A 16,476-nucleotide genomic window follows, 5' to 3' on the forward strand; every position below is an offset into this window, starting at 1 on the left:
ACCGATGCGCGACGCAGGCGCTCCAGAAGTCATCAAGTCCACCCCGGGCGGCGGCAAACCGACTCCCGTCCTGATCGAACCCGAAGGCCTCGGTGCTGACAGGATCATGACCCTCGCCCGCGCTTACCTGAGACTGCTGGAAATCAACCGCGTACGGGCGGGGCTCAGTGCGTGGCAGGAGCGAACCGCCAAACGGCTCATGATGGAACATCTGGTGTCCGGCATTCAGGTGGCGACCGTCGCCAGGGAGTGCGCCCTGTCCCGAAGCCATTTTTCACGGGCCTTCAAGAACAGCACGGGACTCGCCCCGCGAGACTGGTTTCAACTGGCGCGACTGACCCGCGCCAAAGCGCTGCTGGAACAGACGCAGCTGTCCATTTCTCAAGTGAGCTCCGAGTGCGGATTCGCTGACCAGTCTCACTTCACCCGGATGTTTTCGAAGAAGTTCGGAAAGACGCCGGGGAAGTGGCGGCTCTGACCACGCCTGTGGTGAAGAAAGGCAACTGGGCGCCGGCGCTCGTTGCCCAAATGCCGCGAGTCTGAACCCAGGCGGGGCGTCCTCAGGAACCCCCCGCCCGCCTCTTCACTCATGGCAGCGTGGGTCCTTACTTCGGCTCCTCGGCATGGGCCCAGCGGTAATCCAGACGCGGCGCGCGGACCTTGATCTTGCGCTTGATCTTGATGAGGATCGGTTCGTGCACCGGCTCCGGGTCCTGGAGGAAGGCGGTCATCACCGCGCTCAGGGCATACAGGCCAGAGAACGCCATGACCACGCCTTCCAGCCCGAAACGGTCGTGGAAGATCGCAACCACTGCCGGACCGACCCAGGTCGATGCGCCAGCGCCCAGGCTCAGCACTGACAGCGCGGCGGCCTTGTTCTGCGGCGCCAGCGCCGGTGCCAGCGCCGAGAGTGGCACGAAGCAGGCCAGGGTCAGGCCGTAGAACGCACCGAACACCGAGGCGATGAGGAAGTTGTCGGGAAACATCTGCGGCATGAAGAAGAACAGCGGCGTGCTGATCGTGCTGCCTACCGCGCCCAGCCAGAGGATGGTGTTGCGATAGCCGATCCGGGTGCTGATCACGCTGGACGTCAGGTTGCCGATGATGTTGAACACGAAGACGATCGTCAGCAGGCGCAACCATTGTTCGAGGGTGAACCCGACGGTGTGCATGAAGAACCCCGGCATCACCACCAGGAAGCCGAACATCGACGAGGTGTTGATCACCCGCACCAGCCCTGCGAGCGACACTTTCGGACGCGTCCACATGATGGTGATGTTCTTGGCCATCGACACCATCGGCTTCTCGCCTTCGGGGGCCAGGCGTCGCATGCCGGCCGCATCACGCATGCCGATCAGACCGATGGCCCCGCCGATGACCACCAGCGCGAACGACAGCCAGAACGTTTGCAGCGCGCCGATCAGGGGAATACTGATGCTCGCCACCAACGACCCCAAAGTCGGCAGGCCTGCGGCGTAGGCCACCCAGAACCAGCCGACAGCCAGACCCATCTTGCGCGGCGGTGTGGCAGCGGCGATCCAGACCAGGAAGCCATAGGCGAACAGCGGGTAACCGAAGCCGCGCAGGCCATACGTCAGAAGGATCATCGGGTAGCTGAGTTTCTGCAGACCGTAGACGAGGAACAGCACCTCGAACACGCTCCAGATGACCAGACCGAGAAACATGACCCGCTTCGGGCCCCAGATGTTGGACAGTGCGCCGGCGAGCCAGGACGAGATGCCGACCGTGACGCCGTAGAGGGTGAACACCATGGCGATTTCATCGCCGGGCATGCCGCGCTGGCTGAGGAAGGGTGAGAGGTATCCGAGTTCGACACCGTCGCCGATCATGAAGATCAACAGGCCGACGAAGCCCCAGAACATGGGGTAAGGGATACCGATTTTGTCGCAGAGTCTGGCAAGTGAAGAGTTCGGAATTGATTGATCGCTCAATGGTCCGTTCCTTGTGTGCAGCACGGCGTTTGGGCACGCCGAATGAATGGCCTCTATGAGGTTGAAGGGCAGGCTGGTTAGCGCTGATATCTGCTCGGGGCAGCGGCATCGACGGGCATGGTATTGTCAAATGCGGGTCGTTTTGGCACGAGGCTTTTCATCGACCCGACACCCATGTTTCTCTGGGTTTTGCAGCCCGAAGCCTTTTCTTTTATGCCAGTTGAAACGGTTCAGTACAACCGTTGCCGGCCAGCGCGCCTGCGACAACCTGCCCGGTTGCCATGGCGCTAGCGCACGTGTTCCGGGGGCAGACCGGCTGACGAAACATGATGAAAAAAAGTTTGCAAAAACAGTGCGACCACTCGGTTTAACGGTCGAGATCGTCTTGCCCGCTTCGCTTGAGCAAGTAGGTGTCCATGATCCAGCCATTCGCTTCACGGGCGGCCTTGCGCACCCGTTCGATCTCCTGCGCCACGTCCCGCAACTTCCCGGCAATCAGAATCTCATCGGGCGTTCCCAGATACGCGCCCCAGTAGACATCGAGGTCGTGATCCTGCAGCGACGTGTAGGTGTTTTTGGCATCCAGCATCACGACAACGCTGTCGGCATTTTCCGGAAAACCTTCGGCCAGGCGCCGGCCCGTGGTGATCTGCACCGAGCGTCCGATGTGATTGAGCGACGTTCTGTGCCGGGCCGTCAGCGCCTGAACGCTGGTGATCCCCGGAATCACCTCGTACTGAAGCTCGTGACGCCCGCCTTCGATGATCGCCTCCAGAATCCGCATCGTGCTGTCGTACAGTGACGGGTCGCCCCAGACCAGAAAAGCCCCGCATTCGCCCTCGGCCAGCTCCTCTGCAATCAGGCGTTCGAAGGTCTGCTGCTTTTCACTGTTCAGGTTGTCCACGGCCTGCCGATAAGCAACGCCCTCGCGCTGGCGTTCAGGGTTCAACGCCTCGACGATTCGGTAGTGTCGATCCGTGATGTAGCGCTCACAGATGTCCTTGCGCAGACGATTGAGCGCGTCCTTGTCCGAGCCCTTGTCCATCAGGAAAAACACATCCACCCGATTCAGCGCCTTCACCGCCTGCACGGTGATGTACTCGGGATTCCCCGCGCCGATGCCGATGACCAGGATCGTTTTCATGAGAGCCATTCCAGACGTTCTGAGGTGCGCGATGCACGGATGAAGGTGGATGGACTATAGCGTCATCCGGAGTTCGGCTGGCGGTGGGGCGCTGGCGAACAGCTCCACGGCGCGCAGATAGACGAGAAGCGGCCGTCCGGCGTACGACCTTGGTACCGGCCCAGCGCTACTTTCTGCATATTTCGTTGCCCGATGAGCCTTCCTATGCTGGCGCTACCTGCCAGGGAGTCGCTCATGCACCGGTTTTATCGTCCAGGCCTGCCCGTCTTGATCTGCCTCTGGGGGCTGCTGACCCTGAACACCAGCGCGGCCGACGAGCCGCTGCAGGTGCCCATCGGCTATCTGGCGTTCATCCCCCACACCGGGCCGATCCTTTCCAATGTCATCCCCGAACCGACGGACGCCGGGCTGCGTGGCGCACAGCTTGCCATCGTCGACAGCAACAGCACCGGGCGTTTTCTCAAACACCGTTACAGCCTGATCAGCGCCAGTGCCGACAGCTCCGGGGCGTTGCTGGAGCAAGCCAGCGTTCAGCACGACCAAGGTGTGCGGCTGTTCGTGGTCAACGCGCCGGTCGACACGTTGCGTCAACTCAGCCTGGCGATGCCCGACAGTCTGCTGTTCAATGCAGGCAGCCCCGATGACAGCCTGCGCAGCACGTCGTGCCTGCATAACGTTCTGCATACCCTGCCCAGCCGGGCGATGCTGGCCGATGCGCTGGCGCAATTCCTCGCCGTTCGGCGCTGGAAACGCTGGCTGTTGATCGTCGGTCAGACGCCCGAGGATCAGGCCTACGCCAGTGCCCTGCGCCGGGCGGCAAAACGCTTTGGCCACACCATCGTCGCCGAGAAGACCTTTAGCTTCGATAACGACCAGCGCCGCAGCGCCCAGGCCGACCTGCCACTGTTTACCCAGACCGCCGAATACGACGTGGTGCTGGTGGCCGACGAGCGCGGTGATTTCGGCGAGTACGTGCCCTACCAGACCTGGTATCCGCGCCCGGTGGCGGGTACCCAAGGCCTGACCCCCACCGGCTGGCACAAGACCGTCGAGACCTATGGTGCGGCACAGCTGCAGAAGCGCTTCGAAGCCGTTGCCGGGCGCTGGATGAACGACCGCGACTTTGCGGCCTGGATGGCCGTGCGCAGCATTGCCAGCGCCGTTACGCGCCTGCGCGGCACTGACGCCATGCAGATTCGCGAACTGGAACTGGGCGACAACCTGCCGCTGGACGGTTTCAAGGGCAGCAAGCTCAGTTACCGGTCCTGGAATGGCCAGTTGCGCCAGCCGATTCCAGTGGTGCAGCCGCGTGCATTGGTCACCACCTCGCCCCAGGACGGTTTTCTGCACCCCGGCACGGAACTCGACAGCCTCGGTTACGACAAGCCGGAGGTGACGTGCAATTTCTGACTGCTTTTTTTCCTTTAGCAACCCGAGTCAGTACGTATTCCAGACAATGCCAACAACAAGGATCGCACCATGCGCCGCACTCTGATTGCCACTGCTCTGCTTATCGTCGCGGGGCCAAGCCTGGCCGCCACCGCGTTCGTCTCCAACGAGAAGGACAACAACCTGAGCCTGATCGACATGGACACGCTGCAGGTCACCCAGACCCTGCCCGTCGGCATGCGCCCCCGGGGCCTGCTGCTGTCCCACGACGGCAAGCTTTTGTACATCTGCGCCAGCGACTCGGACCGGGTGCAGGTGATGGACGTTGCCACGCACACGATCATCAAGGAACTGCCCTCCGGCAAGGACCCCGAGCAGTTCGCCCTGCACCCCAACAATCGCTGGCTGTACGTCTCCAACGAAGACGACTCGCTGGTGACCGTGATCGACACCGAAACCTCGAAAGTGCTGGCGCAGGTAGACGTGGGCGTCGAGCCGGAGGGCATGGCGGTCAGTCCCGATGGCAAGTGGGCAGTCAACACCAGTGAAACCACCAACATGCTGCACTGGATCGACACCCGCACTCAGACCCTGGCTGATAACACCCTGGTGGATCAGCGGCCGCGTTTCGTCGAGTTCAACAAGGATGGCTCGCAGCTGTGGTCGTCGGCGGAAATCGGCGGCACGGTGAGCGTAATCGATGTCGCCAGCCGCAAGATCCTCAAGACCCTGAAGTTCGAGATCAAAGGCGTACACCCGGACAAGGTGCAACCGGTGGGGATCAAACTCAGCGACGACGGCAAATACGCCTTCGTGGCGCTCGGGCCGGCGAACCATGTGGCGGTCATCGACGCCAGAACCCTTGAAGTCGTCGATTACCTGCTGGTCGGGCGCAGGGTCTGGCAGTTGTCGTTCACGCCGGACCAGAAGCAATTGCTGGCGACCAACGGGGTCAGCGGCGATGTGTCGGTGATCGACGTTGCGAGTCTCAAGGTGCTCAAATCGATCAAGGTCGGGCGTTATCCGTGGGGTGTGGTGGTGGCGCCATGAGCGCCTTGCAGGTGAGCGAGTTGAGTTTCGCCTATGGCGCGCAAGAGGCATTGCGTCAGGTTTCATTCGCCCTCGCCCCTGGCCGGTTCGCGGCGCTGCTGGGACCCAATGGTGCGGGGAAATCGACGCTGATTGCGCTGTTGACCCGGCTTTACGACCTGCAAAAAGGCGAGATCCGCATGGGCGAGCATTCTTTGCGCCAGGCGCCGCGGCCGGCGTTGCGGCAGATGGGCGTGGTCTTTCAGCAGAGCACGCTGGACCTGGATTTGAGCGTGGAACAGAACCTGCGTTATCACGCCGCGCTGCATGGGTTGCAAAGGCGGGAAGTCAGCGAGCGGGTGGAACGGGAGCTGGCCCGCCAAGGGCTCATCGAGCGACGCCGCGAGCGGGTCCGTGAACTCAATGGCGGCCATCGGCGTCGGGTGGAAATCGCACGAGCGCTGTTGCACCAGCCGCGTCTGCTGTTGCTGGACGAGGCCAGCGTCGGGCTCGATCCGGCCAGTCGCCTGGCGCTCAATCAACACGTGCGCAGCCTGTGTCGCGAGCAAGGCATCAGTGTGCTGTGGACCACTCACCTGCTCGATGAAGTCCACAACGATGATGACCTGCTGATTCTGCATCAGGGCCGGCTGGTCGCCAGCGGTCAGGCGTGCGACGTCAGTGCCGAACATGGCGGCGAATTGGATACGGCCTTCACCCGCTTGACCGCTTCATCCGGAGCCCGCCAATGAGCGCTTACTGGCAGTGTTTCAGCGGCATCGTCCTGCGCGAGTGGCTGCGTTTCGTCCTGCAGCGCACGCGGTTTCTCAGTGCTCTGGTGCGTCCGCTGTTGTGGCTGCTGGTGTTCGCCGCCGGGTTTCGCGCGGCGCTGGGCATCGCCATCATCGAGCCTTATGACACCTACATTCCCTACGAGGTGTACATCATTCCGGGATTGGCCTGCATGATCCTGCTGTTCAATGGCATGCAGGGTTCGTTGTCGATGGTGTACGACCGCGAGATGGGCAGCATGCGCGTGCTGCTTACCAGTCCCCTGCCCCGCACTTTTCTGCTGGTGAGCAAGCTGTTGGCGACCTCGCTGATTTCCCTGTTGCAGGTCTACGCGTTTCTTGCGGTGGCTTGGATTTACGGCGTGCGACCGCCCGCGTTTGGCCTGTTCGCCGCGTTGCCCGCCTTGCTGCTGGTGGCGTTGATGCTCAGCGCCCTGGGCTTGCTGCTGTCTAACGCCATTCGCCAGCTGGAGAACTTTGCCGGGGTGATGAATTTCGTGATCTTCCCGCTGTTCTTCCTGTCGTCGGCGCTGTACCCGCTGTGGAAAATGCGCGAGGCCAGCCAATGGTTGTACGGGTTGTGCGCGGTCAACCCGTTCAGTCATGCAGTGGAGCTGGTGCGTTACGCGCTGTATGAACGGCTCAATCCGCTGGCGCTGGCGGTGTGTCTGGTCTTGACGCTGTTGTTCGCCTGGCTCGCGGTGCTGACGTTCAACCCGCAGCATGCGGCGGTGCGCAAGGCAGGTTAAGCACCGCGATGTGCCTGGATGTAGTGATGCCGGTGCGGGAACCGGCTTGCTGGCGAAAGCGTCATGTCTGTGCAGGCTGACATGACCGACACCCCGCTTTCGCCAAAAGATGCGTCTTTGAGGTGTGATCCGCGCGTCGGAAATTACGACTTTGGTACGGGTTTTCCTCTCTATGGTCGCATTCCCAAAGCAGCGGGACTGGCTTGTAATGCAAGGCATAGAACAAGGAATGCTCACCCTGCGGCGTGCGTTGTCATTCGCCGGGTAGAACCTGCTCAACCCGAACCCTTGCGCTGAACGGCATCAACAATAAGAACGGTGAAAAACCATGTACAAGATCCTGATCGCCGACGATCACCCGCTGTTTCGCGAAGCGATTCACAACGTCATCAGCGACGGCTTCCCCGGCAGCGAAGTGATGGAAACCGAAGACCTCGACAGCGCCCTGGCCCTGACGCGCAACCATGACGATCTGGACCTGATTCTGCTGGACCTGAACATGCCGGGGATGCACGGTCTCAACGGCCTGATGAACCTGCGCAACGAAGCGCCGACCATTCCCGTGGTGATCGTGTCCGCCGAGCAGGACAAACAGGTGGTGTTGCAGGCGATCACCTATGGCGCGGTGGGGTTCATCACCAAATCCTCGCCGCGAAAGCAGATGACCGAGGCCATCGAGCAGATTCTCAATGGCAACGTGTACTTGCCCTCGGACATCATCCGTAGCCATAAGAGTACGACCCGGCGCAGTGGCTACGACGCGCCGCACTTTGCGCCGGAGCTGCTGCAGGCGCTGACTCGCAAGCAATTGCTGGTGCTGGAACGCATGACCAAAGGCGACTCCAACAAACAGATCGCCTACAGCCTGGCGATCGCCGAAACCACGGTGAAGGCCCACGTGTCGGCCATTCTGCGCAAGCTCAACGTGCACAACCGGGTGCAGGCGATCCTGAGTGCCGGGGATATCGATTTTGCGGCGTATTTGCGCAGGTAGCGGCTTCCATTATCTGCCCGGCCGGACTGCTACAGATATCTGGGAAGCCAAGACAATCATTCTCCAGCCAGAATCAAAAACAGCCCGTCACCCCTGCTGCGCCAGCGTCTCGAATGCTTCTTCGATGTAACTCACTTTGGTCGGGCGCACCAATCGCGCGACTTCCTGGCCGTCGCGCATGAACACCAGCGTCGGCCACAACTTCACGCCAAACGAACGTCCCAGCCGCCTGCCACTGCCGTCTTCNCCAATCATTGGCTGGGCCGCGGTGCAGTGACCGCACCAGTTGGTGCCGAACTCGATGACACTCGCCCCCTCCAGCGCATCCACTTCAGCGCGAGTCAGGGTTTCGGGGACGTAAGGCTCATTGGTCATGTGAAATCTCCCATCACGATCCTGGGAGTGTAGCGGCCTGCCAAAGCCCGGCGCAAAACCCCGGCTATCACTCCCATTAAAATAGTGACTTGCATAATGAAAGTCACAAGCTTAAATTACGACCATCATTTCTCAGCAGCCTTCGCTCTGGAGATCCGGTCATGAAGAAGAAAAGCTTCGCCGACATGCCCTGCCCGATTGCTCACAGCCTCGAGCACGTCGGTGATTGGTGGAACATCCTGATCCTGCGCGACATGTCCTATGGACTGAGCCGTTTCGACGAATTCCAGAAAAGCCTGGGCATCGCTTCCAACACCCTGACTCGCCGTTTGAGCGGTCTGATCGAGTCCGGTCTGGTGGAAAAGCACACCTACACCGACAAACCTCCGCGTTACGACTACGTGCTGACCGAAAGCGGCCGTGACTTCCGTCCGGTGGTGCTGACCCTGATGAAATGGGGCAGCAAACACTTTTCACCCAACGGTTCGAACATCGAACTGATCGACGTAACCAGTGGCCAGCCAGTCGACCTGGTGCTGGCCGACGCCAACACCGGCAAGCGCATCAACATGCGTGAGCACGGCCTTCGCTACAACGGCCCGACCGAGAGCCTTTCGGCATGGCGTCTGGAGGCTGGCCGTGCCCGCCGCAATGCCTACCGCGACTCGCTTCCCCCTTCCCAACCACTGCAGCTCAACAGGTAATTCGCGATGAACAACCCCCAAACCGTCACCGAGCCCGCCGTTGCCGTGGCATCGCCGAAACCCGCTCGGGGCAAGCGTCTGATCCTGATGTTGCTTGCCGCCGTCATCGTGGTCGGCGCGGTGATCGTTGGCATGCACTGGTGGACCGTCGGCCGTTTTCTGGAATCCACCGACGACGCTTATGTCGGGGGTGACGTGACCGTCATCGGCCCGAAAGTGCCGGGGTACATCACTGAACTGAAAGTGGTCGATAACCAGTTCGTGCACGCCGGCGATCTGCTGGTGAAGATCGATGATCGCGATTACGTTGCCGCGCTGAACAAGGCAGAAGGCGCCGTTGCGGCGGAACAAGCCCTGCTGGCGAACCTCGACGCCACCGAGCAGCTGCAACACGCGGTGGTCAGTCAGGCGAAAGCGGGAATCGATGCGGCGAACGCCGAAACCGTGCGCTCGCGGGACGATCAGGTGCGTTATCAAGTGTTGTCCGGTCGCTCGGCGGTCTCGGTTGAAAGCTTCCAGCGCGCCGATGCCACCTACAAAACCGCGCAGGCCAACGGTGCCAAGGCGCAGGCTTCGATGCTCGCCTCACAACGCCAGCTCGATGTGATCTCGACGCAGAAACAACAGGCTCGCGCCGCGCTGGAACAAGCCAAAGCCGAACGCGACATGGCCCGCCTCAACGTCGGCTACACCGAATTGCGCGCGCCGGTCGACGGCGTGATCGGCAACCGTCGGGCACGGGTCGGCGCTTATGCCGCCGCAGGCACTCAGTTGCTGTCGGTCGTCCCCGCCACCGGCCTGTGGGTCGATGCCAACTTCAAGGAAGACCAGTTGCAGCACATGCACCCCGGCCAGGCCGTGACCATCGAAGCCGACGTGCTGCCAGGCCAGGTGTTCCACGGTCATCTGGACAGCCTCGCCCCGGCGACCGGCTCGCAATTCAGCGTGCTGCCGCCGGAAAACGCGACGGGCAACTTCACCAAGATCGTGCAGCGGGTTCCGGTCCGCGTGTATCTGGACGGCGAAGACGGTCACCTCGGCAAACTGCGTCCGGGGCTCTCGGTCGTCGCTGAAGTCGATACCAAAGCCGACGCGTCACAACCGGTTCACGTCGCCAGCGCTGCTGACGGGAAGTCAGCGCCATGAGTGCCGCCACCGCCAATGCCGGCGCATTTGCGGCAAAACCCAAAGGCCCGGTAGACGCCGCGTCGATGGCAACAGTCGCCAAGGTTTTCGCCTTCGCCAGCATGTGTCTGGGGATGTTCATCGCCTTGCTCGACATCCAGATCGTTTCCGCTTCACTGCGTGACATTGGCGGTGGCCTGTCTGCCGGTTCCGACGAAACCGCCTGGGTTCAGACCAGCTACCTGATCGCCGAAATCGTGGTGATTCCCCTGTCCGGCTGGCTCGCCCGGGTGTTCTCCACCCGCTGGCTGTTTTGTGCATCGGCGGTCGGTTTCACCCTCGCCAGCCTGTTGTGCGGTCTGGCCTGGAACATCCAGAGCATGATCGCCTTTCGTGCCCTGCAAGGCTTTCTCGGCGGTTCGATGATCCCGATGGTGTTCACCTCGGCCTTCATGTTCTTCACCGGCAAACAGCGGGTCATCGCCGCCTCGACCATCGGTGCCATTGCCTCGTTGGCGCCGACGCTGGGTCCGGTGATCGGCGGCTGGATCACCGACGTGTCGTCCTGGCACTGGCTGTTCTACATCAACCTGGTGCCGGGGATTTTCGTTGCCATCGCGGTACCGATTCTGGTCAACATCGACTCAGCCGATTTGAAGCTGCTCAAAGGCGCGGATTACGTCAGCATGGTGTTTCTCGCACTGTTCCTCGGTTGCCTGGAGTACACCCTGGAAGAAGGCCCGCGCTGGAACTGGTTCAGCGACCAGACCATCCTCACCACTGCCTGGGTTTCGGGCGTCTCGGGCGTTGCGTTCATCACCCGCACGCTGATGGTGAGCAACCCGGTGGTGGACCTGCGCGCCCTCAAGGACCGCAACTTCGCCCTTGGCTGTTTCTTTTCTTTTGTCACCGGCATTGGCCTGTTTGCCACGATTTACCTGACGCCGCTGTTTCTGGGCCGGGTGCGCGGCTACAGCGCACTGGAGATTGGCGAAGCGATCTTTTCCACCGGTGTGTTTCAGTTGCTGGCGATTCCGGTGTACGGCTTTCTCGCCAATCGCGTCGACCTGCGCTGGATCATGATGTTCGGCCTGTCGCTGTTCGCCCTGTCGATGTGGGACTTTTCGCCGATCACCCACGATTGGGGCGGCCATGAGCTGTTGCTTCCGCAAGCCATTCGCGGTTTCGCTCAACAGATGGCGGTGCCGCCGACCGTGACCCTGACCCTGGGTGGCTTGCATCCTTCACGGCTCAAGCAGGCGTCGGGGCTGTTCAACCTGATGCGTAACCTGGGTGGCGCCATCGGCATCGCGGCCTGTGCCACGATCCTCAACGACCGCACCAACCTGCATTTCACCCACTTGGCCGAGCATCTGAACGACAGCAACGAAGCCATGAACAACTGGCTGTCGACGGTCACCGGCAACTTCGCAAGCCTGGGCCAGAACGCCGCAGACGCAAGCAACTCGGCGCTGCACCAACTGTGGCTGTTGACCTATCGCGAGGCGCAGACCCAGACCTACTCCGACGCATTCCTGGCGATCATGGTCTGTTTCATCATCGCCGTGGCCATGGTCCCGCTGATGCGCAAGGTCGAACCCCCGAAGGCCCCTTCGGCCGACGCGCATTGAGACCGACATGAATGCTCTTTTCTCATTTTCAGCACCCCGCTTCGAGGACAGCCCCATGAACACCCTGGCGTCTCGTTTCAAACGCACTGGCCTCTTTGCCTTCAGCACGCTGTTCATTGCGCTGGCCGGTTGCACCGTCGGCCCTGATTACCATAAGCCGGAAAACACCCTGACCGCGACCTACCAGAACCAGTCCCTGTTGCAGCAACGCGTGGGCGATACCCCCGCCCCTGCGCTGGACACCTGGTGGACCGGTTTTAATGACCCGGAACTGACCCGCATCATCCAGCGCGTGCTGGATCAGAATCTGGACCTGGCGAAATCCTTCGCCCGCGTCGAACAGGCGCGCGCCGTGGCGCAACAGGCCGGTGCGATTCGCTTGCCGCAGGGTGCGCTGGATGCCAGGGCGGTCCGTCAGCGTCAATCCACCGAGAGCTCACAGGGTCAGGTCGGCAGTACCTTTCCCGGTTACGACCGCAATCAGACGCTGGAAACCATTGGCGTCGGCGCCAGTTGGGAGGCCGACCTTGCAGGAGGCCTGAAACGTGGCGAGGAAGCTGCGGTAGACGAAGCGCAGGCGGCGGAAGCGAGCCATGTCGGCGTGCGGATTTCGGTGGCGTCCGAGGCCGCCGATGCCTACTTTCGCATTCGCGGCGCTCAGCAACGGCTGGCGGTGGCCGAGGATCAGGTCAAGACCCAGAACGGGTTGCTCGATCTGATCAAGGACCGCATGGGCAGCGGCCTGGCAACCAATCGCGAACAGGCGCAGGCCCAGGCGCTGGTCTTGCAGGCGCGGGCGACCATCCCGCCGTTGCGCACTGAACTGGCAACCCAGTTGAACCGACTGGACGTGCTGATGGGCGCACAACCTGGCACGTATTCCCAGGAACTGAAAAACAGCTCGCCACAGTACAGCGTGCCGACCATCAGTGACTCCGAAGGCCCTGCTGAGTTACTGCGTCGTCGACCGGATGTGATCGCTGCCGAGCGCAAACTGGCGGCGTCCAATGCGCGAATCGGCGCGGCGATTTCCGAGTATTACCCCAAGGTTTCGCTGTCCGGTCTGTTGGGCTTCGACACCGCTCACAGCGGGCAACTGTTCACCTCGTCAGCGTTCCAGCCGCAAGCGATTCTTGGCCTTCACTGGCGCCTGTTCGACTTCGGTCGCGTCGACGCCGAAGTGGCCCAGGCCAAAGGCGCCAACGCCGAAGCCCTGGCCGAGTACCGTCAGGTGATGTTGAAAGCCACCGAAGATGTCGAGAACGCCATCGTCACGCTGGTCGAACTGGAATCGCAGCGCCTGGAAGTCGATCAAGAGGTCGCCGCCCACCAGACCGCCCGCGACGCTGCGCAAGACGCCTACAAAGGCGGCGCGATCAGTCTGGTGGAGGTGCTGGATGAGGATCGCCAGTTGCTGGTCTCAAGGGATCAACTGGCGCAACTGCACGCCGACGGTGCCCGCGCTGCCGTCTCCACCTTTCGCGCTTTGGGCGGCGGCTGGCCGCAGGCAACGAAGGAGAACGTGGCCAAGCGGTGATTGCATCTCATCGAGTTACGTAGCCTTACGACTGCTGCGCAGCCGATCGCCGACAAGGTGGAGCGCCACCCCGGCGACCTCCCACGCCCTTCGGGCAGAATCAAAGCCATGCGACCCACACAACACTGCCTCTGCCGAAGGCGTGGGAGGCCGGCTTGCCGACGATGCTTCTGACGGAGGCGTAGGAGGCCGGCTTGCCGACGATGCTTCTGCCGAAGGCGTAGGAAGCCGGCTTGCCGACGATGCTTCTGCCGAAGGCGTAGGAGGCCGGCTTGCCGACGATGCTTCTGCCGAAGGCGTAGGAGGCCGGCTTGCCGACGATCTGGCGCGAAGCGGCAGCAAATACTGGGCATGTGGTGAGTCAGACAGACGCGCCGGGCATCCGTAACTTCAGGGTAGCCAGATCGCGTCCCACAATGGGTAGTCGCCGATTCGCTTGACCAATCCCGCACGTAGTGGGTTGGCGACTACGTAACGCGCGATCCCTTTGATATCTTCCTCAGATCTGAGCGCGCGATCATGAAACCCCTTTTGCCAGACCTGACACTGCCTACCCAGAGCATGATTGATGCTGTGAGCACTGCGAGACTTCGCGCGTCGCATCAGTGCCGATAACGAGCTGTCGCGCAGTTCGATGAGCCAATGAAAATGATCAGGCATCACCACCCAAGCCAACGAATGAGCGGCGCCTTCTGCTTCGGCGAGTCTGAACTGGTCTACCACCAACCTTCCCATGCGCCAGTCTGCGAAGAGTGGGGAGCGGCAGTGAACGGTGGTGGTGAGTAGGTAAAGTTGGTGATGGCCGGAATATCGGCCGGTGCGTAGCTGGCGAGAGTGGGGCGTTGATTTCAGCATTCCTTTGCCTCTGGCGATAACTGTCCAGGCAAAGATTAGAAGGCAGTGACGATCATTCGTGCAGGGGATTTTTGCTTGGTATTTCAAGTGAATAAGCGCAAGGGGGAGCTTTTTGGCAAGCGGCTTGCCAGAGACAATCCAGTTGTCTGATTCTACGACTGCTGCGCAGCCGATCGCCGACAAGTCAGGCTCCCACGCCCTCCGGGCAGAATCAAAAGCCATCAGCCCAGCACCGCATTGCCTCTGTCTAAGGCATGGGGTGCCAGCTTGCCGACGATGCTTCTGCCGAGGGCGTGGGAGGCCGGCTTGCCGACGATGCTTCTGCCGAAGGCGTGGGAGGCCGGCTTGCCGACGATGCTTCTGCCGAAGGCGTGGGAGGCCGGCTTGCCGACGATGCTTCTGCCGAAGGCGTGGGAGGCCGGCGTGCCGACGATGCTTCTGCCGAAGGCGTGGGAGGCCGGCTTGCCGACGATGCTTCTGCCGAAGGCGTGGGAGGCCGGCTTGCCGACGATCTGGCGCGAAGCGGCAGCAAATACTGGGCATGCGGTGAGTCAGGAGGAATGAGTTGTCTGATTCTACGACTGCTGCGCAGCCGATCGCCGACAAGGTGGAGCGCCACCCCGGCGACCTCCCACGCCCTTCGGGCAGAATCAAAAGCCATGAGCCCAGCACCGCATTGCCTCTGTCTAAGGCATGGGGTGCCGGCTTGCCGACGATGCTTCTGCCAAAGGCATGGGGTGCCAGTTTGCCGACGATGCTTCTGCCGAGGGTGTGGGTCCCATTCTGACCTGAGATATCTTCTGCCGAAGGCGTACAAGTCCGCCGGTAAGGCGTTCACCGCGGGACAAGGAGACGCACAAATCAGCCCTTGATGAACCCCAACAATATCTTGTTGATCTCATCCGGCTGCACGGTGCACATGCCGTGAGCGCCGCCCTTGACCACGTGCAACGTCGAGCCTTTCACCAACTCGTGACTCTTGTAACCAGCCGCAACGATCGGCACGATCTGGTCGTCATCGCCATGCAGGATGAGGGTTGGAACGTCGATCTTTTTCAGGTCTTCGGTGAAGTCGGTTTCCGAGAAGGCCTTGATGCAGTCGAACTCGCCCTTGACGCTGCCAAGCATGCCAATGGACCAGAACGAGTCGATGGCGCCCTGGGAGGTTTTCGTGCCGTCGCGGTTGAAGCCGAAGAACGGCACGGCAAGGTCCTTGAAGAACTGCGAGCGGTCGGCGGTGAAGCCTGCGCGGATGCCATCGAACACCTCGATCGGCAGGCCTTCAGGGTTAGCATCGGTTTTCAGCATGATTGGCGGAACCGCGCCAATCAGCACCGCCCTGGCGACCCGCGAGGTGCCGTGACGGCCGATGTAACGCGCCACTTCGCCACCGCCAGTGGAGTGACCGATCATGATCACGTCCTTGAGGTCCAGCGCTTCGAACAGCTGCGCCAGGTCATCGGCGTAGGTGTCCATGTCGTTGCCGTCCCAGGTCTGACCCGAGCGACCATGGCCACGGCGGTCATGAGCGATGACGCGATAGCCGTTCTGACCGAGGAACAGCATCTGCGCATCCCAGGCATCGCCATCGAGCGGCCAGCCATGGGAGAACACGATGGGCTGACCGGTGCCCCAGTCTTTGTAGAAAAACTCGGTGCCGTCTTTCAGGGTCAAGATAGACATGGGACGCAATCCTCGGGAAGTGAGCAGGGAAGATTGAGCGTAGTCCGGGATTGTGAATGTGCCTTGAAGGTATGTGCTTGTTTGATCCGTTGCACCTGCAGAAATGCTCGGCCCGGGGACGCTGTGCCTGATAAAACCCGGTGAATGATGACCGGCCGACGTCATGCCGGGCCGGTCGTTGATCCCTACCTTGCAGACCCACCCGCTACGGCTTCGTCGGGGTGACGTTCGTTGCGATGTAGCTATCCTCTGCATCAGGTTTCTCGGGGTCGCGCTTGCGGTCGAACGTCACCTCTGTGCCGACCTTGGGAAGCTCATCGCGCCTATCGCCCCAGAAAAAGTAAATCTCGTCATCATCGGCTTCGTTATCCGGCTCGTACTTGATCCAGCCGAACCTTTGATCGACGTTTAGCTTTACCACTGTCCCTGTGAACACACTCATGATCATCACCTGTCGTTTCGTGGATGCAGCCGATGTGAAATTCCCGACAGCAATGGCCGCTGACTTGCCGTCGTCC

17 protein-coding genes and 1 pseudogene are annotated in these 16,476 nt (G+C 61.4%); 11 read left to right on the plus strand and 7 right to left on the minus strand.

Annotated elements, in window-relative coordinates:
- Nucleotides 1–4: 4 nt before the first annotated feature.
- Complete coding sequence (locus D3M70_RS12785) at nt 5–478, plus strand: AraC family transcriptional regulator (protein ID WP_120126120.1); 474 nt, start codon at nt 5–7, stop codon at nt 476–478.
- A gap of 127 nt (nt 479–605) precedes the next feature.
- Here the strand turns inward: D3M70_RS12785 and D3M70_RS12790 are convergent, their stop codons facing one another.
- A complete protein-coding gene (locus tag D3M70_RS12790; RefSeq protein WP_120126121.1) occupies nt 606–1,952 on the minus strand; it encodes an MFS transporter in 1,347 nt (448 codons plus the stop codon).
- Between the two features lie 367 nt (nt 1,953–2,319).
- A complete protein-coding gene (gene cobF / locus D3M70_RS12795; RefSeq protein WP_120126122.1) occupies nt 2,320–3,096 on the minus strand; it encodes a precorrin-6A synthase (deacetylating) in 777 nt (258 codons plus the stop codon).
- Nucleotides 3,097–3,300: 204 nt separating this feature from the next.
- On the opposite strand from cobF, the gene D3M70_RS12800 reads away from it, so the two are divergent.
- The 5 genes from D3M70_RS12800 to D3M70_RS12820 all read left to right on the plus strand — a co-directional run bounded on the left by D3M70_RS12800 (nt 3,301) and on the right by D3M70_RS12820 (nt 8,048).
- The gene (locus D3M70_RS12800) at nt 3,301–4,506 is read left to right on the plus strand and encodes an ABC transporter substrate-binding protein (protein WP_120126123.1); all 1,206 of its coding nucleotides are present in this window, start codon (nt 3,301–3,303) and stop codon (nt 4,504–4,506) included.
- Between the two features lie 69 nt (nt 4,507–4,575).
- Entirely contained in the window at nt 4,576–5,535 is a 960-nt protein-coding gene (locus D3M70_RS12805; RefSeq protein ID WP_120126124.1) for a YVTN family beta-propeller repeat protein, read from the plus strand.
- The gene (locus D3M70_RS12810; protein WP_120126125.1) at nt 5,532–6,266 is read left to right on the plus strand and encodes an ABC transporter ATP-binding protein; all 735 of its coding nucleotides are present in this window, start codon (nt 5,532–5,534) and stop codon (nt 6,264–6,266) included. The genes D3M70_RS12805 and D3M70_RS12810 overlap by 4 nt, the downstream gene beginning before the upstream one ends.
- Complete coding sequence (locus D3M70_RS12815; protein WP_120126126.1) at nt 6,263–7,054, plus strand: ABC transporter permease; 792 nt, start codon at nt 6,263–6,265, stop codon at nt 7,052–7,054. Before D3M70_RS12810 ends, D3M70_RS12815 begins: the two co-directional genes overlap by 4 nt.
- 328 nt (nt 7,055–7,382) lie before the next feature.
- A complete protein-coding gene (locus tag D3M70_RS12820) occupies nt 7,383–8,048 on the plus strand; it encodes a response regulator transcription factor (RefSeq protein WP_120126127.1) in 666 nt (221 codons plus the stop codon).
- Nucleotides 8,049–8,135: 87 nt separating this feature from the next.
- Here D3M70_RS12820 and D3M70_RS33125 read toward each other — a convergent pair.
- Together D3M70_RS33125 and D3M70_RS33130 are read right to left on the minus strand one after the other, a co-directional pair.
- Nucleotides 8,136–8,294 (minus strand): thioredoxin family protein (locus D3M70_RS33125; protein ID WP_256659840.1); only part of this gene is annotated, 159 nt, incomplete at its 5' end.
- Nucleotide 8,295: 1 nt separating this feature from the next.
- Nucleotides 8,296–8,423: pseudogene (locus tag D3M70_RS33130) on the minus strand (thioredoxin); the annotation flags it as partial.
- Nucleotides 8,424–8,584: 161 nt separating this feature from the next.
- Between D3M70_RS33130 and D3M70_RS12830 the strand changes: the two are divergent.
- Genes D3M70_RS12830 through D3M70_RS12845 form a run of 4 tightly spaced genes read left to right on the plus strand, consistent with a single transcriptional unit; the run spans nt 8,585 to nt 13,420 of the window.
- Entirely contained in the window at nt 8,585–9,127 is a 543-nt protein-coding gene (locus tag D3M70_RS12830; RefSeq protein ID WP_120126129.1) for a helix-turn-helix domain-containing protein, read from the plus strand.
- A gap of 6 nt (nt 9,128–9,133) precedes the next feature.
- Entirely contained in the window at nt 9,134–10,273 is a 1,140-nt protein-coding gene (locus tag D3M70_RS12835) for an HlyD family secretion protein (protein WP_120126130.1), read from the plus strand.
- A complete protein-coding gene (locus tag D3M70_RS12840; RefSeq protein ID WP_120126131.1) occupies nt 10,270–11,883 on the plus strand; it encodes a DHA2 family efflux MFS transporter permease subunit in 1,614 nt (537 codons plus the stop codon). Before D3M70_RS12835 ends, D3M70_RS12840 begins: the two co-directional genes overlap by 4 nt.
- Nucleotides 11,884–11,938: 55 nt before the next feature.
- Entirely contained in the window at nt 11,939–13,420 is a 1,482-nt protein-coding gene (locus D3M70_RS12845) for an efflux transporter outer membrane subunit (RefSeq protein ID WP_120126132.1), read from the plus strand.
- A 390-nt stretch (nt 13,421–13,810) separates the two neighbouring features.
- On the opposite strand, the gene D3M70_RS12850 is transcribed toward D3M70_RS12845, so the two are convergent.
- Complete coding sequence (locus tag D3M70_RS12850) at nt 13,811–14,272, minus strand: transposase (RefSeq protein ID WP_120126290.1); 462 nt, start codon at nt 14,270–14,272, stop codon at nt 13,811–13,813.
- A 309-nt stretch (nt 14,273–14,581) separates the two neighbouring features.
- Between D3M70_RS12850 and D3M70_RS12855 the strand changes: the two genes are divergently transcribed.
- On the plus strand, nt 14,582–14,839 hold the full coding sequence (locus D3M70_RS12855; protein ID WP_133306463.1) for a hypothetical protein: 258 nt from the start codon (nt 14,582–14,584) through the stop codon (nt 14,837–14,839).
- 297 nt (nt 14,840–15,136) lie between these two features.
- Here D3M70_RS12855 and D3M70_RS12865 read toward each other — a convergent pair whose 3' ends face one another.
- Together D3M70_RS12865 and D3M70_RS12870 are read right to left on the minus strand one after the other, a co-directional pair.
- Nucleotides 15,137–15,958 (minus strand): alpha/beta fold hydrolase, encoded by an 822-nt coding sequence (locus tag D3M70_RS12865; RefSeq protein WP_120126135.1) that lies wholly within the window; start codon nt 15,956–15,958, stop codon nt 15,137–15,139.
- Between the two features lie 205 nt (nt 15,959–16,163).
- Nucleotides 16,164–16,400, minus strand: a complete 237-nt coding sequence (locus D3M70_RS12870; protein ID WP_133306464.1) for a hypothetical protein — start codon at nt 16,398–16,400, stop codon at nt 16,164–16,166.
- Between the last annotated feature and the right edge of the window lie 76 nt (nt 16,401–16,476).

It is taken from the genome of Pseudomonas sp. LS-2 (assembly GCF_003605735.1).
GTDB lineage: Bacteria > Pseudomonadota > Gammaproteobacteria > Pseudomonadales > Pseudomonadaceae > Aquipseudomonas.